The sequence below is a fragment of the Sulfidibacter corallicola genome (assembly GCF_017498545.1).
Taxonomy (GTDB): Bacteria; Acidobacteriota; Holophagae; order Acanthopleuribacterales; family Acanthopleuribacteraceae; genus Sulfidibacter; species Sulfidibacter corallicola.
Genome location: NZ_CP071793.1, coordinates 5,142,761 through 5,162,946 on the forward strand (window position 1 = coordinate 5,142,761; position 20,186 = coordinate 5,162,946).

At 61.1% G+C, this 20,186-nt stretch carries 17 protein-coding genes; 14 read left to right on the forward strand and 3 right to left on the reverse strand.

Features of this window, described 5'->3' with window-relative positions:
* The first annotated feature begins 20 nt into the window (after positions 1-20).
* The 6 genes from pyrB (at position 21) to J3U87_RS15450 (ending at position 5,128) form a co-directional block, all read left to right on the forward strand.
* Positions 21-953: an aspartate carbamoyltransferase gene (gene pyrB, locus J3U87_RS15425; RefSeq protein WP_237383946.1), complete on the forward strand. Its 933-nt coding sequence runs from the start codon at positions 21-23 to the stop codon at positions 951-953.
* Positions 953-1,402, forward strand: a complete 450-nt coding sequence (locus J3U87_RS15430; RefSeq protein ID WP_237383947.1) for an aspartate carbamoyltransferase regulatory subunit — start codon at positions 953-955, stop codon at positions 1,400-1,402. The genes pyrB and J3U87_RS15430 overlap by 1 nt, the downstream gene beginning before the upstream one ends.
* 196 nt (positions 1,403-1,598) lie before the next feature.
* Positions 1,599-2,453 carry a 3-hydroxybutyryl-CoA dehydrogenase gene (locus J3U87_RS15435; RefSeq protein WP_237383948.1) on the forward strand — a complete coding sequence of 285 codons (855 nt, stop codon included), beginning with the start codon at positions 1,599-1,601 and terminating at the stop codon, positions 2,451-2,453.
* Between the two features lie 172 nt (positions 2,454-2,625).
* On the forward strand, positions 2,626-3,387 hold the full coding sequence (locus J3U87_RS15440; protein ID WP_237383949.1) for a hypothetical protein: 762 nt from the start codon (positions 2,626-2,628) through the stop codon (positions 3,385-3,387).
* A 51-nt stretch (positions 3,388-3,438) separates the two neighbouring features.
* Positions 3,439-4,794 (forward strand): acyclic terpene utilization AtuA family protein, encoded by a 1,356-nt coding sequence (locus J3U87_RS15445; RefSeq protein ID WP_237383950.1) that lies wholly within the window; start codon positions 3,439-3,441, stop codon positions 4,792-4,794.
* Position 4,795: 1 nt separating this feature from the next.
* Complete coding sequence (locus tag J3U87_RS15450) at positions 4,796-5,128, forward strand: AtuA-related protein (protein WP_237383951.1); 333 nt, start codon at positions 4,796-4,798, stop codon at positions 5,126-5,128.
* Positions 5,129-6,166: 1,038 nt separating this feature from the next.
* Here J3U87_RS15450 and J3U87_RS15455 read toward each other — a convergent pair.
* Positions 6,167-6,499: an STAS domain-containing protein gene (locus tag J3U87_RS15455; protein WP_237383952.1), complete on the reverse strand. Its 333-nt coding sequence runs from the start codon at positions 6,497-6,499 to the stop codon at positions 6,167-6,169.
* A 694-nt stretch (positions 6,500-7,193) separates the two neighbouring features.
* On the opposite strand from J3U87_RS15455, the gene J3U87_RS15460 reads away from it, so the two are divergent.
* The 8 genes from J3U87_RS15460 (at position 7,194) to modC (ending at position 16,623) form a co-directional block, all read left to right on the forward strand.
* Positions 7,194-8,414: a glycosyltransferase family 4 protein gene (locus tag J3U87_RS15460; protein WP_237383953.1), complete on the forward strand. Its 1,221-nt coding sequence runs from the start codon at positions 7,194-7,196 to the stop codon at positions 8,412-8,414.
* A gap of 10 nt (positions 8,415-8,424) precedes the next feature.
* A complete protein-coding gene (locus J3U87_RS15465; protein WP_237383954.1) occupies positions 8,425-9,372 on the forward strand; it encodes an NAD-dependent epimerase/dehydratase family protein in 948 nt (315 codons plus the stop codon).
* The gene (locus tag J3U87_RS15470; protein ID WP_237383955.1) at positions 9,362-10,402 is read left to right on the forward strand and encodes an MraY family glycosyltransferase; all 1,041 of its coding nucleotides are present in this window, start codon (positions 9,362-9,364) and stop codon (positions 10,400-10,402) included. Before J3U87_RS15465 ends, J3U87_RS15470 begins: the two co-directional genes overlap by 11 nt.
* A gap of 312 nt (positions 10,403-10,714) precedes the next feature.
* Positions 10,715-12,148 carry a mannose-1-phosphate guanylyltransferase/mannose-6-phosphate isomerase gene (locus J3U87_RS15475; RefSeq protein ID WP_237383956.1) on the forward strand — a complete coding sequence of 478 codons (1,434 nt, stop codon included), beginning with the start codon at positions 10,715-10,717 and terminating at the stop codon, positions 12,146-12,148.
* A gap of 226 nt (positions 12,149-12,374) precedes the next feature.
* A complete protein-coding gene (locus J3U87_RS15480; RefSeq protein ID WP_237383957.1) occupies positions 12,375-13,745 on the forward strand; it encodes a nucleotide sugar dehydrogenase in 1,371 nt (456 codons plus the stop codon).
* A 307-nt stretch (positions 13,746-14,052) separates the two neighbouring features.
* Positions 14,053-14,802, forward strand: a complete 750-nt coding sequence (modA, locus tag J3U87_RS15485; protein ID WP_420038269.1) for a molybdate ABC transporter substrate-binding protein — start codon at positions 14,053-14,055, stop codon at positions 14,800-14,802.
* A 13-nt stretch (positions 14,803-14,815) separates the two neighbouring features.
* Positions 14,816-15,511, forward strand: coding sequence for a molybdate ABC transporter permease subunit (modB, locus tag J3U87_RS15490; protein ID WP_237383959.1), 696 nt, complete (start codon positions 14,816-14,818; stop codon positions 15,509-15,511).
* A gap of 2 nt (positions 15,512-15,513) precedes the next feature.
* A complete protein-coding gene (gene modC / locus J3U87_RS15495) occupies positions 15,514-16,623 on the forward strand; it encodes a molybdenum ABC transporter ATP-binding protein (protein ID WP_237383960.1) in 1,110 nt (369 codons plus the stop codon).
* A gap of 102 nt (positions 16,624-16,725) precedes the next feature.
* Here the strand turns inward: modC and J3U87_RS15500 are convergent, their stop codons facing one another.
* Positions 16,726-17,196 (reverse strand): Imm26 family immunity protein, encoded by a 471-nt coding sequence (locus J3U87_RS15500; RefSeq protein ID WP_237383961.1) that lies wholly within the window; start codon positions 17,194-17,196, stop codon positions 16,726-16,728.
* Positions 17,196-20,141 carry an RHS repeat domain-containing protein gene (locus J3U87_RS35115; RefSeq protein WP_337249573.1) on the reverse strand — a complete coding sequence of 982 codons (2,946 nt, stop codon included), beginning with the start codon at positions 20,139-20,141 and terminating at the stop codon, positions 17,196-17,198. Before J3U87_RS35115 ends, J3U87_RS15500 begins: the two co-directional genes overlap by 1 nt.
* Positions 20,142-20,186: the final 45 nt, after the last annotated feature.

A 20,186-nucleotide genomic window follows, 5' to 3' on the forward strand; every position in this document is an offset into this window, starting at 1 on the left:
ATTTTTTGTTTGGGGAAACCATGACCGACTCCTTTGATTTCAAGGGTCGCCACATCATCGACACCGAGGATCTGAGCACCGAACAGATCCTGCACCTCGTCGACGTGGCCGATCGCATTCAAGCCATGGGCGCTGAAGCCCTGGATCTCGCCAAGGGCAAAATTCTGGCGACACTCTTCTGGGAACCTTCCACCCGGACGCGACTCAGCTTCGAAGCTGCCATGTTCAAGTTGGGCGGCAACGTCCTCGGCTTCTCGGAGGCCTCGACCTCCTCGGCCGCCAAGGGTGAAACCCTGGCCGACACCATCAAAACGGTTTCGCTCTACTCCGATATCATCGCCATGCGCCATCCGATGGAAGGTTCGGCACTCGCCTCCACCTTCTACAGCGAAGTCCCCGTCATCAACGGCGGAGACGGCGCGCACCTGCACCCCACCCAGACCCTGGGCGACATCTATTCACTTTTCAAGGAGAAGGGCGATCTCAAGGGCCTCAAGATGGGCTTTTTGGGCGACCTGCTGTTCGGCCGCACCATCCACACCCTGGTCCGCCTGCTGACCCGGTTCGGCGTGGAAATGCACTTCTTCTCTCCGGAAGGGCTCAACATCCCCGACTACGTACGCGGCAGCCTCGAGGAGAAGGGCGCGGTCTTCACCGAGAGCGAGGACATGAACGGGCACCTGGCCGACCTGGACGTGCTCTACGTGACCCGCATCCAGAAGGAACGCTTCTTCAGTGAAGAGGAATACCTGCGCAAGCAGAACTCCTACCGCATCGACCTGGAAATCATGGAGAAGGCCAAGGAGGACCTGCTGGTCCTGCACCCGCTGCCGCGCAACGAAGAGATCGCACCGGAAGTGGACCGGCTCCCCAACGCCGGCTACTTCCGTCAGGCAACCTACGGCATGCACATGCGCATGGCACTCATTTCCAAGTGTTTGGGGGTTCTGTAATGGCCAAGAAGGAACGCATGCGCATCGAACGGATCAACAACGGCATCGTGATCGATCACATCGACGCCGGCAAGGGCATCGACATCCTCAAACTCTTCCCGACCGAGTTCTTGAAAACCAAGATCGACTACGCGTCCTACATCGACTCTCCGCGGATGGGCATGAAGGACATCATCAAAATCGAGAACCTGGACGTCAACGCCGAATGGCTGATGCGCATCGCGCTGCTGGCCCCGGACCTGACCATTTCGATCATTCGCAACGCCAAGGTTCAGAAGAAGGTCAAACCGACCATTCCCGAAATTGTCGAGGGCATTCTCAAGTGCCGCAATCCCAAGTGCGTCACCATCAGGGAAACCTACCTCGTCAGCCGCTTTCGAGTGGGGCGGACCGAAACCGGTCGCCTGAAACAGCAATGCACCTTCTGCGAGCACATTTTCTACGATTGACGAACCGTGCTCGATGGGTACGGGTTGCCTTCGGGTAGCCCGTTTCCGCGAGGAACCGTCGCCGCCGCTCGCGGGCTCGGCGCGGTTCCTTTCATCGTTCGAGGATCCCGCCGCTCTCCAGGCATCCGGGATCGCATATGGAACCCTATAAAAACTGAAGCTCGATGCACGAGAGGCATAGAGAGGAGTCAAGCATATGAAAGATCGTAAAATCGGTGTCATCGGTGCCGGAACCATGGGCAACGGGATCGCGCACGTATTTGCCCAGAGTGGATTCGTGGTGGTGTTGCAGGACATCGCCGACGATTTCCTGGCCAAGGGCATGAACACCGTTTCCAAGAACCTGCAGCGCGGCGTCGACAAGGACCGCATCACCCTCGACGAGAAGGAACAGACCCTGGCGCGGATCACCACCACCACCGATCTCGAGGGACTGGCCGACTGCGATCTGGTGATCGAAGCCATCGTCGAGCGTCTCGACGTGAAATTGGACCTGTTCAAGAAGCTCGACGCCCTGCTGAAACCGGGTGCCATCATCGCTTCCAACACCTCCTCGATCTCCATCACCAAGCTGGCCGCCGTGACCTCCCGTCCGGAGCGCTTCATCGGCATGCACTTCATGAACCCCGTGCCGGTCATGCAGCTCGTCGAAATCATTCGCGGCATCGCCACCACCGACGAGACCTATGCCGAGATCAAGGCCTACACCGAGGCATTGGCGAAAACGCCGGTCGAGGTCAACGACTATCCGGGATTCATCTCCAACCGAATCCTGTTGCCCATGATCAACGAAGCCATCTTCGCGCTCTATGAGGGCGTGGCCACGGCCGAATCGATCGACGAAGTGATGAAGCTGGGCATGAACCACCCCATGGGTCCGCTGACCCTGGCCGATTTCATCGGTCTCGACACCTGCCTGTTCATCATGCGCGTGTTGCACGAAGGGCTCGGCGACGACAAATATCGCCCTTGTCCGCTGCTCGTCAAGATGGTGGATGCAGGCTATCTCGGCCGCAAATCCGGTCGAGGCTTCTACGACTACAGCAAATGAGGTCCGTTCGCTCGGGCGGCACCGCGGCGGCTCGCCGGACCCGTTCGTGCCTCCCGAGTTCCGGGCTCTGTCCGGCGGCACCGATCCCCGTGTTGGTTTCGCGGTTTTTTTAGGTACAATGAGACGCGGAACATTCGCCGCCGGCAGTATTTCTTTTTTGGAACATTCTCCCATGACCAGTGTTTTTGAAGAGCCCATCGACGAATCGACCGAAGAAAAGGCGGCCAAGCCGACCTCTTCGGAACCCAAGCCATCCAAGCCCAAGCTTCGCCCACGGGCGCGCGTCGTCAAGGCGGGCGGACGCCAGGGGGTCGGCGACCGCATTGTCATTCAGGGCCGGGACGGTCGCGAGAGCTACAAGGTGCCCTGTGTCGATTGCGGCGATATGACGCCGGTCAAACAGCTTCCCGGTGAAACGAAGGAGATCTTGTGCAACGTCTGCTACAAGATCCGCAAACACGGCAAGCCCTCCACGGAGAAAGTCAGCAAGGGAACCCGCTACGATTACCGAACCCAATGCGACAAGTGCGGTAAATACCAGGAAACGCCGTTCCTGCCCAAGGCCGATCGTTCGTTTCTGTGCGACCGCTGCCATCGCCAGGAGCCCCAGCGCTATTCGGGGCCGCTCAAGCGCGGGGTGGAGGTGCTGGGCACCAAAAAGGATCCGTTGTTTCTGGTGCCGTGCGACTCCTGCCGCAAGAAGGTCAAGGTCAAGTTCGCGCCGCGGGCCCGCGAGCCGTTCCACTGCCAGGACTGCTTTAGCCAGCGACCCAAGAAACGGCGCGGGCGCGATGAGGACGCCAAGCCGACAACCAAGGTGATGTTCCAAATCGAATGTGCCGAATGCGGAAGACACGAAGTAGTGAATTTCATTCCCAGTTCGTTGAGTGCGCCGATCTGTTCCAGGTGTTACGCCAAGAAGCACAAGAAGTAGGCGTCCCGGAAGCGATCCCGCCTCGAAAGTACATCAAGGGAGCGGAGAAAAATGACAAAGACGATTCGGATCGGAAACGGTCAGGGTTTCTGGGGCGACAGCATCGATGCCCCGATTCGGTTGCTGCGCGGCGGCCCGATCGACTACATCACGATGGATTACCTGGCCGAAGTGACCATGTCGATCATGCAACGCCAGAAGTTGAAGAACGCCGAGCGCGGGTACGCCCATGATTTTGTCGCCTTCATCGACAAGGTGCTGCCCGAGTTGGTGGAACGCAACGTCAAGGTGATCGCCAATGCCGGCGGCGTGAATCCCGAAGCCTGCCAGCGCGCCCTGATGAAGGTCGCCGAGAAACACGGCATCGAGGGATTGAAGGTCGCCATCGTCACCGGGGACGACATCCTCCACCGCTTGGAGGAATTTCGCGGCAAGGGCGAGGCCCTGGCCAACATGGACACGGGCGAGGGGTTGTTCGACGCCGAACGCGAGATTCTTTCCGCCAACGTCTACATGCCCACCCACGGCATCGTGGAAGCCCTCGATCAGGGCGCCCAAATCGTGGTGACCGGTCGCAGCACCGATCCCGGCCTGGTCCTGGCTCCCCTGATTCACGAGTTCGGTTGGGACTGGCAGGATTGGGACAAGTTGGCCCTGGGCACCGTGGCCGGCCACATTCTCGAGTGCGGCGCCCAGTGCACCGGCGGTAACTTCACCAACTGGCGTGAGGTGCCCGGCATGGACGACATCGGTTATCCCATCGTCGAGGCTTCCGACAACGGCGAATTCGTCGTGACCAAGCACGAGCGCCAGGGTGGCCTGGTGACCGTGGACACCGTCTCCGAGCAGTTGCTGTACGAGATGGGCGACCCCCAGAACTACATCACGCCCGATTGTGTCGCCGATTTCTCCACCATCCAATTGGAGGACCTGGGTGACGACCGCGTGCGCGTTTTTGGGGTCAAGGGCAAACCCAGCACCGATTTCCTCAAAGTGTCGATCTCCTATCTCAATGGATACAAGGCGGTCGGCCAGCTCACCGTCTCCGGGCCCGAAGCCTACGACAAGGCCGTCAAGTGCGCCGAAATCCTGTGGAAACGGTTGGAGCATGCCGGATACACCTACCACGAGCCCATGACCGAGTACCTGGGTGTCGGTGTCTGCCACGAGGGCATCGTCGAAAACCTGGCCGCACCCGAGGTGATCCTGCGGGTGGGTGTCAAGGATCCCGACCGCGCCAAGGTGGATCGCTTCGGCAAGGAGATCGCGCCGCTCGTGACCAGTGGACCTCCGGGCGTGACCGGTTTCGCCGGTGGTCGACCCAAGGCCGCCGAGATCGTGGCCTATTGGCCCGCGTTGCTTCGCAAGGAGCTGATCGATGTCCACGTCAAGGTCGAGGAGGTGTGAGATGAAGCGTGTCAAATTGGCGGAAATCGCCCATGCCCGTTCCGGTGACAAGGGCGACGGTTCCAACGTGGGCCTGATCGCTTATTCCGATCGCGGTTTCGAATTGATTGCCCGCGAGGTCACGGTCGAACGGGTCAAGGCCCATTTCGGCAAGATTTGCCTGGGCGAGGTGGATCGCTACGAGATCCCCAACCTGCGGGCGCTCAACTTCATCCTGCACGACAGCCTGGGCGGTGGCGGCACCGAGTCCCTGAAAACCGACGCCCAGGGCAAAACCCACGGCATGGGATTGTTGGAGATGGAGATCGAGGTCCCCGAGAACTTCGTCCGCTGACGGGGTAGATCGCCGGAAAGGACGGAGCGCGGCTGGGTGATGATCGCACCTCTATGGATGGTGGCCGTCCCGGGCCAATCCTGAAGGGATGGCCAACTTTTGCACCAAACCGATGCTTGGGTGGGGTGTCCCGGACCAATCCTGAAGGGATGGCCAACTTTTGCACCAAACCGATGCTTGGGTGGGGTGTCCCGGGCCAATCCTGAAGGGATGGCCAACCCCATGTTTGGACCATCATTGATTTAGAACGCGCGCCTCTGGCGCGCCACAAACGGCGACCCTGTAAGGGTCACACAATACAGCGAAGGGTGAGGTGCCGGAACGGCGCCGTAACCCTGGTTGTTTGGAGTTCCCGCATCGAGCTCTGAAGGAGCGGGGCCACGAAGACCTTCGGGGAAATGACGCCCCTTCCGGTGGGCCCTTCGCGAGATTGGCGTCTCCTCCGGTGGGCCCTTCCCGGAGCCGCCCCTCCAGGGCTGGAGTCCGGGAACCCCGAACAACCAGGGTTGCGTCGGCGCTGCCTCCTTAACCCTTCGCTGTAATGTGTCACCCCTCCGGGGTGCCCGCTGGTGGCGGGCCGTTGGCCCGCGTTTTTTTCAATGGTGGTCCAAAGGGACGTCCGGTCGCACCTCCAGCGCGACCCGGGGCAGGCCCCCATCCCATCCGACGTCATATGCGGAAGAGGGTGTCCAACGAACATCCGTTCGTGTGGCCCGTCCGGTCGCACCTCCAGCGCGACCCGGGGCAGGCACCCATGCCATCCGACGTCATATGCGGCTGAAGGCCCGATCCAACATCCGTTCGTGTGCAACAGGGCCCGTCCGGTCGCACCTCCAGCGCGACCCGGGGCAGGCCCCCATCCCATCCGACGTCATATGCGGCTGAAGGCCCGATCCAAAATCCGTTCGTGTGGCACGTCCGGTCGCACTCCAGCGCGACCCGGGGCAGGCCCCCATCCCATCCGACGTCATATGCGGAAGAGGGTGTCCAACGAACATCCGTTCGTGTGCAACAGGGGCTTCGGCGCGACCCGTGCGGTTATTTCAAGGCGGCGATGGCTTCGTCCACCGATCCGTAGATGTTGATCATGTCGTGTAGGCGCGTCAGCTTGAAGAGGTGCAGGACCCGCTCGTTGGATGCACAGATCGCCAATTCGTCCTTGATGCCCGTCAACTTGAAGCAATAGACCACGGCCGCCAAACCGCTGCTGTCGATGAAGTCCACGCCGCAAAGGTCTAGGATGACGAAGCGGTTGTGATCGTCGATGATCTTGGTGAAGTCGTCCTTGAACGTGGCCGCTACCTTGGCATCCAGCTTTTCCACGGTCACCTTGACCAGGACGTATTGATCGGTGGGCGTTACTTCAAACACAGGTTGCTCCTTATGACATCGAATGATGGAAAGGGAAAAAACGGGATCGCACTAAATTCTAACAATTCGCGGTTGCCCGGAAAACCTCAAAAGCGTGCCGGACGCCAAACATAATCCTTCGTTCGAGGCTCTTACGCCGGTCGACCCGTTGATAACGCCGGCCCCTCGCGTGTTCGCCGCGCCCCGTATCCCGTTTCCCCGCGCCCTCCCTTCTTTCGCGTTGATGCGTTCCCGCCGGCGAAGTCCATCCACCGGCGCCCGAAGGGCCGCACCTCGTTGCATCCCCTTGCGAGCCCCCGTCCCGCCAGTTCCGTGAACCCGCCGTTCGACCCACGCGATCGACCCCTTCGCCAACCGCTCCGCGATCCCGATTGCATCCTGCAAGTGCCGTGAACTCAGGCTTGATCTTGCCGACCCTGGGCTGTTATTGTTGGCCATCATCCTCCACCCACGACCCATCGATTGTTGTCTGGATTGCGGCGCTTGGGCCGGCTGCAGGTTCACCGGGTTCTCGAGCCATCATCGGAGGAGTCGGGCACCACAAGTTCGTCGATCGATGTCGATGTTCCTTCTTTCCAGTCGCGTCCCTCCAGCACCGACCCGGCCCGCGAGGAGCCCGTCGGTGAGTTCCGTGCCGGTTGGCACCCATGTCGTTTCGCAGTCGGGTCAGGCGACCGGACGGTAGCGAGTTCTCATGCAGATAGTCGTTTTTTATCAGTATTTTTCGACGCCGAACGGCCGCTGGAGTACGCGCTTCTACCATCTGGCCAAACATTGGACCAAGCGGGGTCATCAGGTCACGGTCGTCACGAGTGTCTATGACAAATCGGACTTGGATGAGCTGTTGGGTACGCATCGACGGAAACGCGGCTGGGTTCGGCACCTCGAGGTGGAGGGGATCCGCCTGGTGGTCCTGGCGATTCCCATCAGCAACCGCCAATCCTTCTCGCGCCGGATCGCCTCGTTTCTCTGCTACGCGCTGCTTTCCTGCTGGTTCGCGCTGCGTCTGCCTGCGGATTTGGTGATTGCGTCCTCTGGGCCGATCACGGTCGGGTTGCCGGCATTGGTGGCGCGCCTGGTGCGCCGGCGGCGGTTGGTGTTCGAGTGCCGCGATTTGTGGCCCGAGGGCGCCATCGCGCTGGGTGCGCTGCGAAACCCGTTGCTGACCGTTCCAGCCTTTGGGCTGGCCCGCGCCTGCTATCGTGCGGCGTCGCTGGTCGTGACCCTGTCGCGCGACATGGCCGACCACCTGCGCGGCCGCTTTGCGGTGGACCGACTGGCCGTGGTACCCAACGGCGTCGATCTCCAGGCCTTCGCGGATTCCGAATCACCCGCACCCGCCCCCTCGTGGCTCGGTGACCGCCAGGTGCTGCTCTACACCGGGAACCTGGGCCCGACCAATGGGTCGGCGCTGATCGAGACCTGTGCCCGCAGGCTCGAGGAACTGGGCGAAACGCGCTTCCTGCTCGTGTTGTTGGGCGAGGGACCGGCCCGTGCGTCGCTGCAACGGCTCGCCGAGGATTTGGACACCCTGGTGGTGCTGGGGCCGCGACCGAAAAGGGAGGTGGTGTTCTGGTTGCGGCGGGCCCTGGCCGCTTTGGTACCCCTGGCCGATGCGCCGATCCTGGCCACCTCGTCGCCCAACAAGCTGTTCGAGGCGCTGGCCGCCGGCGTGCCCGTCATTCAGACCACCGACGGTTGGATCGCCGAGCTCCTGGCCGATCACCGCTGCGGCTACACCGTACCGCCCCAGGATCCGGATGCTGTCATCGAGGCCTTGCGCCGCTTGGCCGACGATCCCGAAGCCCGCCGTGCCGCCGGGCGACGCGCCCGGACTCTGGCCCGCGAACAGTTCGATTTGGAGAAGCTGGCCGATCGCTATCTGGCCAGTTTGCACGAAGCCTATGGGAGCTGAGGTCTCTTCCGTGGTTCTTTCCGGCGCATCGGGGTTCCTGGGCGGATACCTTCGTCACGCCCTGGCTCGCGAGGGGCTGCCTTTGGTGACGGTCGGGCGTCGCTCGATCGCGCCGTCTTCGCCCCGAGACCGCCACATCTCCTGTGATTTGGGGAAGTCGGCACCCGAGCTGGCGTTGTCGGGCGCGGTCTATGCCGTCCACAATGCCGGCCTGGCTCATCGCCGTGCCCATTCGGACGCGGAGCGCGCGGCCTTTTTCGAGATCAACCGCGAGGGTACCCGGCGATTCCTCGCGGGATTGGATACGGGCCAGGCGCGGGTGTGCGGCCTCGTTCTGATCAGTACGGTCGCGGTCTACGGCCTGGAGGAGGGCCGCGGCATCGACGAGGACCAGTCTCTGGAAGCCGATGACCCATACGGTCGCAGCAAATGCGAGGCGGAACGACTGGCCGCAGAATGGGCCGGGGCGCGTGACGTGCCGCTCTGTATTCTGCGCTTGCCGCTCGTCGCCGGAACCCGACCTCCCGGCAACCTGGGCGCGATGATCCGGGCCATTCGTCGCGGCTACTACCTTCGCATCGGTGCCGGTAGCGGCCGGCGCTCCTGGGTCTGGGCGGCCGACGTGGCCGCATTGCTTCCGCGCGCATTGGGCCGGGCGGGGGTGTATCATCTCACCGATGGCGCGCATCCGGACTTTCTGGAAATCGAAACCGCCCTGCGCGCGCATCTGGCCAAGCCGCGGGGGCTGGCCCTGCCTGGTGGTCCCGCGCGCATGCTTGCGAAACTGGGGGACGGATTGCATCGCCTCGGCGTTCATCGTTTCCCGTTCGATGGCCACCGATTGCGTAAAATGGAGGCCCACCTCGTGTTCAGCGATGCCCGTGCCCGGCACGAACTGGCCTGGCAGCCCCGCGAGGTTTTGCCGCACGTCGCTCAGGTGTTTGGTGATGATGAATGAATGGATGATTCCCTCGATGGTCTTTGTGGTGTCCATGCTGGGCACCGGCTGGTTGGCGGTGTTCCTGCGTCGCCGGGGCCAGGTGGATGTGCCGAACGAACGCTCCTCCCACCGGGTGCCGACCCCGCGCGGCGGTGGATTGGCCGTGATTTTCGCCCTGGTCCTGGGCTTCGAAGTCACCCGCTTCGTCGATCAACTGCCGTTCGACGGCTTTTTCTATGTCGCCCTGGCCCTGGTCAGTTTGATGGGCTACCTGGACGACAAATACCGGCTCTCACCGATGTTGCGGTTGGTGATCTATTTCTCCGCCGCCGCCATCATCACCTTCTCGCGCAGTTGGATCGATCTCATTCCCCTGCCGCCGCCGTTCAACCTCGACTGGGGCTGGTGGCGTTATCCCATGTCCATGATCTGGATCGTGGGTGTCCTGAACCTCACCAACTTCCTCGACGGCATCGACGGCTATCTCGGGGTTCAAACCGTGATCGTCGGTTTGGGCCTGTGCCTGCTCTTCCAAACCGAGACCGCGCTTCAGATCGGCATGATCCTGATAGCCGCGGCACTGGGGTTCCTGGTCCACAACTGGCACCCGGCCAAAATTTTCCTGGGCGACGTGGGTTCGGTTTCCCTGGGCTTCATCTTTGCCGTAACTCCCTTTTATCTCGGCGGTGGGCCGATCGAGTATCGCGTCTTTCTGGTGGGCATGCTGCTCTGGTTTTTCCTGTCCGATGGAACCTTCACCATCGTGCGCCGGCTCATCGCGGGCGAAAAGATCTGGAACCCCCACCACAAGCACCTCTACCAGCGATTGACCGAGGTCGGCTGGAGCCATCGCCGCATCGTGGCGGTCGTGTTGGCGATGCAGGTGACGGTTCTCGTCAGCCTGCAGCATTTCGCCGCCCGGCCAGGATTTGGTCAATGGTGGGTGGTGGCCTTGGTCTTCGTGTTGTTTGGATGCTATTTCGGTCTCGTGCTGGCGGTCGAAGCCCGTCACAAGCGCCGCAAAAAGGTGGCCGATTCAGGGTCCTAGCGCGGCGTGAATCGAAACGGTCGCGGTCCATCGCGATCCGCTTTTTCACTCCCGCGGTGGGACGGGTGCAACCGTGCGGGCTTCGTGTTAGCATAATTTCTCCCGGAATTTCCAACTTCAAACGGTCCGCGGCCCGATGGGCCAGGCGATTCCGGCGTTGCGACAGAAATATGGAAGCCCTCGGATTCGGGATACGTTTCGTTCCAAAGAACCCGGGTTTTCTCACCAGGGATTTCACGCTCTCTTCGCCGCACCAAGTTGTCGAGTGCCGGTCGCGGCGATCGAGCGATTCAGATCACGGGATGGTAGGTCATGGCTTTTTATTCGGTGGTATTGGCGGGCGGAGGTGGAACGCGGCTCTGGCCGGTTTCCACACGGCACGCGCCCAAACCGTTCCGGTCTTTTTTGGGTCCCGACAGGCCCACGCTGTTTCGGATGACGATCGATCGCGCCTTGCGAAGTGCCGTCCCGAAAGCGCTGCGGGTCGTGTGTGCGCCCCATCTCAGTCCCCTGGTCGGCTTCGAGCTGGAACAACTGGGTTTCGCCTCGTCCTCGGTGGTCATCGAGGAGCCGGAACCGCGCAACACCGGTCCGGCCGTGTTGTTGGCCGCGTTGCACCTGGTAAGCCAGGATCCCCAGGCGGTGATGGCCGTGTTGCCGGCCGATCACCTCATTCGCCGCGAGGCCGACTACGACCGCGCCATCGCGCTCGCCGCCCGCGCGGCCGAGGATCGCAGGGTGGTTTTGCTGGGTCTGGTGCCCGACCGGCCCGAGACCGGCTTCGGCTACATCGAGAGCGAGCCCGGCGCGGCGCCGTTTCAACCCGTTCCGGTGCGGCGCTTCGTGGAGAAGCCGGACGCCCAAAAGGCTCGCGCCTTCGTGGAGTCGGGGCACTATTTCTGGAATTCGGGCATCTTCGTTTTTCGGGCCGATGTGGTCATCGAAGAGTTCGCGCGCTTCCAACCGGACATGGTCCGTGCGATGAAGGCCTTTTTGGCGGGCGACACATCGGCCTTCGCCCGGTGCGTCGACCTGTCCTTCGATTACGCGGTCCTCGAGCACAGCGAGCGGGTCACCGTCATCCCGGTGGACCTGGGCTGGAGCGACGTGGGCAACTGGTGGGCGGTTCACGAGCAATTTCCCCTGGACGAGTCCGGCAACAGCGCCCGCGGGTCGGTGGTGTCGCGCGACAGCCGCAATTGTCACCTGCACGCCGAGACGCGACCACTGGTAGTGCTGGGCATGGAGAATGCCGTGGTGGTGGAAAGCCAGGCGGGTGTCCTCGTCGCGGGTTCCCAGTGGATGCAGGAGGTGCGCGAGGCCGTCGACGACCTGCCGGTGGCGACGCCGTCTTCGGAGCCCGACGACGCGCCGGTCATCGAAGGAGAACACTGTCGACCCTGGGGTCGGTTTCGTATCCTGGATCAGGGTCCTGGCTTTAAAACCAAGCGGTTGGACGTGCTGCCCGGTCGCCGCACGTCGCTGCAGAAACACGACTATCGAGCCGAGAACTGGATCGTCACCTCCGGCCTGGCTCGGGTCACGCGCGGTGACGAGGTCTTCGAACTGAAAACCGGCGAAACCACCCACATTCCGGTCGGGTGCATTCACCGCATCGAGAATCCCGGGCAGGAGATGCTGTCCCTCGTCGAGGTTCAGGCCGGCGAACGGCTGCTGGAAAGCGACGTGCACCGCATTGCCGACGATTACGGTCGGGCCCCGGCGGAATGTGCCACATCCTCTTGATTTCCTGTCGGCTTCGCAGGGTTCCGCGTTCGTGTGAGATCTCCGTGAAAAAGCGGTGCGTGCCTTGAAATGGATCGCGAAACGCGGAGAGAATACGAGCGGCTTAACGGCTCCAGGCCTTGAACAACAAGATCTGGGCGGCCTTTCACACGCCTGGCGGTAGTGACGGAAAGCCAATGGCGCGCACGCGTCGTTTTACCCGATTGCGAAGAGGAGTACCGAGAAGATGCTGAACATCCTGGGAATTGGGGCCGGGTACGTGGGGGGTCCCACGATGGCGGTCATCGCCGACAAGTGCCCGGAACACAAGGTGACCGTGGTCGATATCAACGCCGAAAAGATTGCGGCGTGGAATTCCGATCACCTGCCGATCTTCGAGCCGGGACTCGATGCTCTCATCGAACGGGTGCGTGGGCGCAACCTGTTCTTTTCTACCGAGATCGATGAAGAAATCCGCAAGGCCGACTTGATTTTCGTGTCGGTCAACACCCCGACCAAGACCTACGGACAGGGTGCCGGCCTGGCGGCCGACCTGATGTACTGGGAGAAGACCGCGCGTCAGATTCGCGCGAATGCGACCGGCCCCAAGATCGTCATCGAGAAATCGACCGTGCCGGTGCGGACGGCCGTCGCCATGGAGCGGATTCTCAACGAAAAGGATTCGCCCATTCACTTCGACGTCTTGTCCTGCCCCGAATTTTTGGCGGAAGGTACCGCGATCCGCGATTTGGAAGTACCCGATCGCGTGTTGATCGGCGGACGCCACGACACCGACTCCGGCCGCGAGGCCATGAAGAAGCTGAGCGATATCTTTCGTCACTGGGTGCCCGAGGAGCGCATCATCCACTCCAACATTTGGAGTGCGGAGCTTTCCAAGCTGGCCTCCAACGCCTTTTTGGCGCAACGCGTGTCCTCGATCAACGCGATTTCCGCGATTTGCGAGAAGACCGAAGCCGACATCAACGAGGTCAGCCGCGCCATCGGTTTGGATCAGCGCATCGGCCCGCATTTTCTCAAGTCCTCGGTCGGCTTCGGCGGTAGCTGTTTCAAGAAGGACCTGCTCAACCTGGTGTACCTCTGCCAGTTTTACGGGTTGGAGGAAGCGGCCGAGTACTGGATGTGGGTCGTGAAATTCAACGATCACCAGATGAACCGGTTCGTCGACCGCATCCTCAAAAAGATGTTCAACACCATCAACGGCAAGCGAATCGTGCTGTTCGGCTTCGCGTTCAAGGCCAACACCGGCGACACGCGGGAATCGCCCGCGATCTACGTGACCAAACGCCTGCTGGAGGAGCGCGCCGAGGTGGTCGTCACCGATCCCCGTGCGTTGGACAACGCGCGACGGGATTTGGAGGGCATGCCCGTCACCTTCGCCGAAGACCCCTACGAGGCCGTGCGTGGGGCCCATGCGATCGCGGTCATGACCGAGTGGGATCTCTACAGGGACTTGGACTACCAGCGCATCTACGATGTCATGGAAAAACCGGCCTTCGTATTCGATGGTCGAAACATCTTGGATCACAAGGGTTTGTACGAGATGGGCTACCACGTCTTTCCCATCGGCAAAAAGGCCCTCAGCCATTTCGATCGTTGAGGGACCTGGCATCCCGACACCCTGAACGCCGAGGGGCGGGGCACTCCGAATGCAGGGGCCCGGTCTCGGATCGTGCGATGGTGCGATCCGGGTCGCACGCGGGTCCCAACCGGCATGGAACCCAGCCCTTTGGCGCCACACCGAGTTGAGCCTCGAAAGGACGTCGCGTGCGGGCCCCGGCGCCCCGGCAATCGGGGCTTGTGATGAAGCGCGGTATACTCCATCATAGTGCGAATGAACGCAAACCCTTGCGCTGGAGTGGGACGCGTAGCGGAGCCGGGGGATATCGATGATGGCGCGAAAACGAATGCTCCTTGTCGTGTTTTTGGTGGTTGGCTGCCCGTGGATCCTTGCCGGAGAAATCAAGGTGGCGGTGGCCTCCAACTTCACGGCTCCGATGAAGGAGATCGCGGCGGCCTTCGAACGATCTTCCGGCCATCGAGTGACCTTGTCGTTCGGATCCTCTGGTAAATTTTTCGCGCAGATCAAACACGGTGCCCCCTTTCAGGTGTTTTTCTCGGCCGATCGGGCCAAGCCGGAAGCGCTGGAGAAGGCGGGGCTGGTCGTCCCGGAAAGCCGGTTTACCTACGCCGTGGGAGCCCTCGCGCTTTGGTCGGTCAGGCCTGGATACGTCGACGATGACTCGGCCCGATTGAAAAAGGGGGACTTCCGGAAACTGGCGCTGGCCAATCCCAAGCTGGCCCCCTACGGGATGGCCGCCGTGGAAGTCCTGCAAAACCTGAAGCTGAAAGAGGCCACCCAGGCGAAGTGGGTCTACGGCGAGAACATTTCGCAAACCTACCAATTCGTGGGCTCGGGCAATGCCGAGCTGGGCTTTGTGGCCGTTTCGCAGATCATGGATAAAGGGCGGATCGCCAAGGGTTTCGCTTGGATCGTTCCCGGTGAACTGCACGATCCGATCCGCCAGGATGCGGTCCTCCTGAAGCGAGGTGCCCACAGCGATGCGGCGCGCGCGCTGTTGCATTTTGTTCGCGGCGAAAAAGCGGCGCAGATCCTCCAATCCTACGGCTACAAGACCCTGGCCGACGTGAATTGATCCAGGTGGGCCCATGAGTTTTTCCGAAGCGGATATCGCTGCCATCTGGCTGACCCTGCGTTTGGCCACCACCGTGACCCTCGTGTTGATGGTCATCGGCACCCCGATCGCCTGGTGGTTGGCGCGAACCCGGTCCTGGTGGAAAGGGCCCGTGGGTGCCGTGGTGGCCTTGCCGCTGGTGCTGCCGCCGACGGTGTTGGGATTCTATCTCCTGGTGGCCATGGGACCGAACGGGCCCATCGGGCAGGTGACCCAAAGCCTGGGATTGGGTACCTTGCCCTTCACCTTCTGGGGCCTGGTGGTGGGATCGGTGTTTTATTCCATGCCCTTTGTCGTGCAACCGATTCAAAACGCCATCGAGGCCTTGGGTGAACGCCCGTTGGAAGTGGCAGCCACCCTCAGGGCCGGGCCTTGGGACCGTTTTTTTACCGTCGTCCTACCCCTGGCCAAGCCAGGCTTCCTGACGGCGGCCATTCTCGGGTTCGCCCACACCGTCGGTGAGTTCGGGGTCGTCTTGATGATCGGCGGCAACATTCCGGGCGAGACCCGCGTGGTGTCGGTTCAGATCTACGACCACGTCGAAGCGCTGGAATACGCGCAGGCCCACGCCCTTTCCGGTGCGATGGTGATCTTTTCCTTTGTGGTGCTGCTGGTGGTTTATGGGTACCAGCGCATGCAGGCGCCACTGGGCATGAAGTACAGGGTTTGATCTTGAACACGCCTTCGGTGGACGCGAACAGGATTCACGCGCGCTTCTCCTTGGATTACCCCGACGCGAAAGGGCCCGCCTTTTCTCTCGACGTGGATGTGACGGTGCCAGGGAATGGGATCACGATCATTTTCGGCCAGTCGGGCTCGGGAAAAACCACGTTTCTTCGTTGCGTGGCCGGCCTGGAAAAACCGGATCGGGGACGGTTGGCGGTCAATGGAGACATCTGGCAGAGCGAGACCACCTTCTTGCCCACCCACAAACGTCCATTGGGTTATGTCTTTCAGGAATCCAGCCTCTTTCCCCACCTGACGGCCAAGGGCAACCTGGCCTATGCCCTGAAACGTTCCGGATCGGCGGTCACGAGCGAGCTGTACGATCGCGTCATGGGCATCATGGGGATCGAGCCCGTGCTGCAGCGCTATCCCGATCGGTTGTCCGGCGGGGAGCGCCAGCGGGTGGCGATCGCCCGGGCACTGCTGATTCAGCCTCGGCTGTTGCTGATGGACGAGCCCTTGGCCTCCCTCGATGCCGCCCGCAAACAGGAGATTCTGCCCTACCTGGAACGGCTGCGATCCACTTTCGACATCCCCGTGCTCTACGTCAGCCACGCGATGGACGAAGTGGCGCGATTGGCTGACCACACGGTGGTGTTGGATCAGGGGCGGGTCGTCGCCCAGGGCAATCTGACCGAGGTGTTTTCCCGCATCGATTTGCCGATGCGCTTCGGCGACGAAACCGGCGTCGTTCTGAAAGGCCGCGTGGTTGAACGGGATACTCGGTGGCATTTGAGTCGGGTCGCCTTCGACGGCGGCGAGCTATGGGTTCGCGACGGCGGCGATGCGCTCGACCGGTGGGTCCGGGTTCGGGTGTTGGCCAAGGATGTGAGCCTGGCTTTGGCGTCTCACGGCGACACCAGTATCCTCAACCGGCTTCCGGTCGAGGTGGCGGAGTTGTCGCAGGACCAGGACGAAGCGATCGCGCTGGTTCGTTTGAAGACGGGGCCGGCGTACCTGATCGCCCGCGTCACCCAAAGATCCGTGCACCAATTGAAGCTCGAACCCGGCAAACGCCTGTGGGCCCAGATCAAATCGGTGGCCATCGTTCGGTAGGCTGGTGCCTGTAGGTGGTGGAAAATTTTTATAGCCGACCAACTATTCAAAATGGGAAAAGGGCGGCAGGTATCGATTTGCTTACCGCCCTCTGCCTATAGATCATGCATCGAGCAGGTTTGAGAGCCGGATTTCGAGTGCACCGTAGCCGGAAATCCCATCTTCTGGTAGTAATTCGGCCTCGGCTTTTTCAATCAAACTGCATTCGATTTCCTGGTCTAAATCATGTTCGGAGTAAGTTATTCGATAATGTTTTCCTGAGATATCGTCAGTTCGCACGAACGACGGGACAGGCCAGTCCGCTCGGTTCCAGGATGGAATTGGTCCGATGACATGCCAATCTCCGTTGAAAAAACCTAAGTCTCCAAAATGCCTTATCCAAAATGCGTCATGAGGTTTCTTATCCTGAACTTCGGATAGGGCCGGAACTGTTTGGTACTTTCCCGGAAAGAAATAACCCAAAATGCCTCCGACTTTTACGGTCCTGACAACAAGGCCGGTACCATATCCAGACGTTCGAAGTGGGACCGCGAAAAAATCGCCCTCTTTATAAGGTACCTTTCTCCTCGGCATTATGGGTTCCTCATTTGTCGTTCCGCCTCGAGATATTCAGTTCTTCGGGGGTTTCGGTCACTGATCGGATTGCGCTTGTTCATTGGCGGGTTGTAATGATCATGTATCACCTGCTCTCTTCCTCGCTGTTCTGGGTAACTATCAGTTCGTCTATCCACCTTGAAGTCAAGATCTTTTGTTTCTGAATGCCTCCGGTGCTCACCTTCACGACGTTTTAGGTTTTTGCTTCGCCCGGTCCTCATAACTTCACCTGTTTCTGGGTCCTTTAAAACGTAGGTTCCACCTTTGGCGGAATCCGCCGCATCATCGACCTTGTCCAGGGCTTTGGCTGTATCCCCCGCATTATCCAATGTATTGGCCGCTTTGCGAAGGTCATTTGCCGTGTCGGTCTTCGTCGCGGCATTCGCCATCATCTTCCCGGCCCGCAACACCTTGATCGCCGTTCCCGCGCCGCCAGGCACGACTGGAACCGCTGCCGCCAAGGTGTCGACCACCACACCGCCGGCATCGATCGTGGCATCGAGCCAGTTGCCTTCGCGCGCATTGTGGACGAACGAGGCCACGCCGATGCCGATGTTGGCCACGTCCCATACGGTTTCCAGGGCCTGGCCGTCCGGGTCCACCGCGTTCACCGGGTTTTGGTGGGTGTAGGCGTACAGGTTGTAACTGTTTGGCTGGTATGGATTAAAATCACGGCCCGGATCTGGTTCTGTGAAGCAGCCGGCCACCGGGTCGTAGAACCGGGCTTTCATGTAGATCAGCCCGTTCGGATCTTCGTCGTGGCCCGTGAAGCCGTGTGCGCCCTTGTGACGGGCTTCGGCGATGAACGGCTGCCCGTAGGGTTCGTAGGCTGAGGTCGTGGCCTCGTTGGTTTCTCCATCCCAGGTCACGACTGGGTTGCCCAACCGATCGCGGAAAAAGTGGGTCTTTTCCTTGTTCACGAGCTTGCCGTTCTCGAAGTCTTCCTTTTCGAGATAGATGGCCTTGCCTTGCAAGGCGACGTACTGGCGCCGTTGCTTCAGCGCATCGGTTGTTCCTAGGGCGAAGTCTTCCTCGGTGATGATCCGGCCGTCTGCGTGGCGGATCGAGTACGTCACCCTTCCGGTATCCTCGCGGACGGCGGCAACCCGCTGGCCGAAGGCGTCATACAGGAAGAACTGTTCACCCGATCCCAAACGGTTCCCGTTGAGGCGCCGACTTGCCGTGATCCGGAAAACCTGGCCGGCTTGGTTGTACTGGACCTGATGGTTCGGTGTGTCCGTCAACCGGCCTTGCACATCGTAGGTGTAACCACCGTCTCGGTGAAACGGATTCCCCTGGCTGTAAGTGGCTGCATGGGCACCCACGGCCAACGTCGCATGCCCGGTGTGATAGCTCAGCGCGGTTCGGTTGGTGAGGTTCCCGACCAGGTCGTAGCCGTAGGTGATCGACGCGTTCCCGACGGCGAACGACTGCAACTGGCCCAGCTCGGTGTAGCCGTGACGAACCTCCGTCGCGGAAGGGAACAACCGGTCGTTCCGGGTGTAGGACGCCATGAAGCCCCACTCGTTGTAGGTGGTGAAGACACGTCGGTACAAGTGCCCCATGCTTCCGCGAAGCTCGCAGGTGGCCGAGCGACCCAGGGTGTCCGGCCACCAGTAGTTGAACAGCGAGGGACCCGTCCCCATGGCTTCCGCGGCAGCGACTTCGAGCGCGCCTTCATCGATCAACTGGTCCTCGGCAAGCGGGGGCCTGCTTCGCTCCTCGGCCGTGACCGGCTCCGCCATCCGCGCGAGTGCCGGCGCGCAGTTCCCCGACTGGCAATCGCCCAGATCCCAAATCGCCGCCAAAAGCTGACCGTTGTAGGGATTGTATTGGCCGTGATCGATCAGGTGTTCGAAGTCGGGGCCTTCGGGATGGTTGGGACCGAACCCATAGAACACGCCTCGTGGCGAACCGAAATAGTCGTAGGTGTAGGACTCGAAGGCCCCATGGGGATGCTGGAACCACCGTTCCCGGCCGATCTCGTCGTATGCCACATCGATTTCGTAAGCGCGAGTTCCTGAAAGCGCTTCAACTGAGAGGCCTCCGTTTTCCAGGCTGGAGCCATCCAACTGCGGCAAGGTGATCGTCATGCCCAAAAGCCGATTAGCACCGTCGAATGACTTGTACGTGTAGGTGACCGGTAACCCGCTGTCGGACACCTGAACCGCTTCGGTCAGGCGGTTGCGGGCATCGTAGGCGAAGGTCGACAGCAATGATTCGTTGGGTTCGTTTAGAAGGCGACCGTATGTCTCCCGCAATCGACCCAAGCCGTCGTAGACGAACCTGGTGGCGGCAGTGGGGTTCGCCTCGTCGCCTTGATACCGGCGCGCCAAGAGTCCGCGGTTGTCATAGGCGAATCGAACCGGCTCACCGATTTCGGGATGGGCCTCCTCGATCACCTGACCGAGCCAGGTGCGGATCGTCGTGCGGGCCAGCGCGCTATCTCCGAGGGGAAGAACCGTCGTCTTCAGACCCTTTGGATGCGCGGCGTACTGAAAAAACGTGCTTGATCCATTGGTGCCCGCCATGGTGATCCGACCCAGGAAATCGGTTTCCCGAACCCTTTCCAAGGTGCTGTCTGTGTCGTAGGCCGACACACGTTGGGATAGGACTGCGCCGCCATCGGCGGTTCGGCGATATCCGAACAGGGTGTCCTGCAGGATGCGGTTCGCTTCGGTCCAGGTGAAATAGATGCGGGTCGGCCGTCCGAAGGCGTCGTACTCGTAGGACCAATGGCCGCCGAGACCACTGGTCTTGCGCGCCACCAGGCCCAACAGCGTGTAGGTGGTGTCGCGTTCAAAGGTGATTCGGTCCAGCGTGGCAATGCTTTCGCGGGTTTCCCGACCCCACACGTCGAACTGCCGGAACAGAACCGGGATGGTGTAGCCCGACTTGGTCCGGGTCACGATGGGAAACGTCATCCCGGATCGTTCGTGCTCCGGCGCTTGAAGCCGGTAATAGCTCGT

Bases quoted from the DNA above. Each gene is read 5' to 3' on its own strand.
- J3U87_RS15435 (WP_237383948.1), top strand. From the start codon at position 1,599: ATGAAAGATCGTAAAATCGGTGTCATCGGTGCCGGAACCATGGGCAAC.
- J3U87_RS15460 (WP_237383953.1), top strand. From the start codon at position 7,194: ATGCAGATAGTCGTTTTTTATCAGTATTTTTCGACGCCGAACGGCCGC.
- modA (WP_420038269.1), top strand. From the start codon at position 14,053: ATGCTCCTTGTCGTGTTTTTGGTGGTTGGCTGCCCGTGGATCCTTGCC.
- J3U87_RS35115 (WP_337249573.1), bottom strand. From the start codon at position 20,141: ATGACGTTTCCCATCGTGACCCGGACCAAGTCGGGCTACACCATCCCG.
- J3U87_RS15440 (WP_237383949.1), top strand. From the start codon at position 2,626: ATGACCAGTGTTTTTGAAGAGCCCATCGACGAATCGACCGAAGAAAAG.
- J3U87_RS15470 (WP_237383955.1), top strand. From the start codon at position 9,362: ATGATGAATGAATGGATGATTCCCTCGATGGTCTTTGTGGTGTCCATG.
- pyrB (WP_237383946.1), top strand. From the start codon at position 21: ATGACCGACTCCTTTGATTTCAAGGGTCGCCACATCATCGACACCGAG.
- J3U87_RS15480 (WP_237383957.1), top strand. From the start codon at position 12,375: ATGCTGAACATCCTGGGAATTGGGGCCGGGTACGTGGGGGGTCCCACG.
- J3U87_RS15450 (WP_237383951.1), top strand. From the start codon at position 4,796: ATGAAGCGTGTCAAATTGGCGGAAATCGCCCATGCCCGTTCCGGTGAC.
- J3U87_RS15445 (WP_237383950.1), top strand. From the start codon at position 3,439: ATGACAAAGACGATTCGGATCGGAAACGGTCAGGGTTTCTGGGGCGAC.
- J3U87_RS15475 (WP_237383956.1), top strand. From the start codon at position 10,715: ATGGCTTTTTATTCGGTGGTATTGGCGGGCGGAGGTGGAACGCGGCTC.
- J3U87_RS15500 (WP_237383961.1), bottom strand. From the start codon at position 17,196: ATGCCGAGGAGAAAGGTACCTTATAAAGAGGGCGATTTTTTCGCGGTC.
- modB (WP_237383959.1), top strand. From the start codon at position 14,816: ATGAGTTTTTCCGAAGCGGATATCGCTGCCATCTGGCTGACCCTGCGT.
- J3U87_RS15430 (WP_237383947.1), top strand. From the start codon at position 953: ATGGCCAAGAAGGAACGCATGCGCATCGAACGGATCAACAACGGCATC.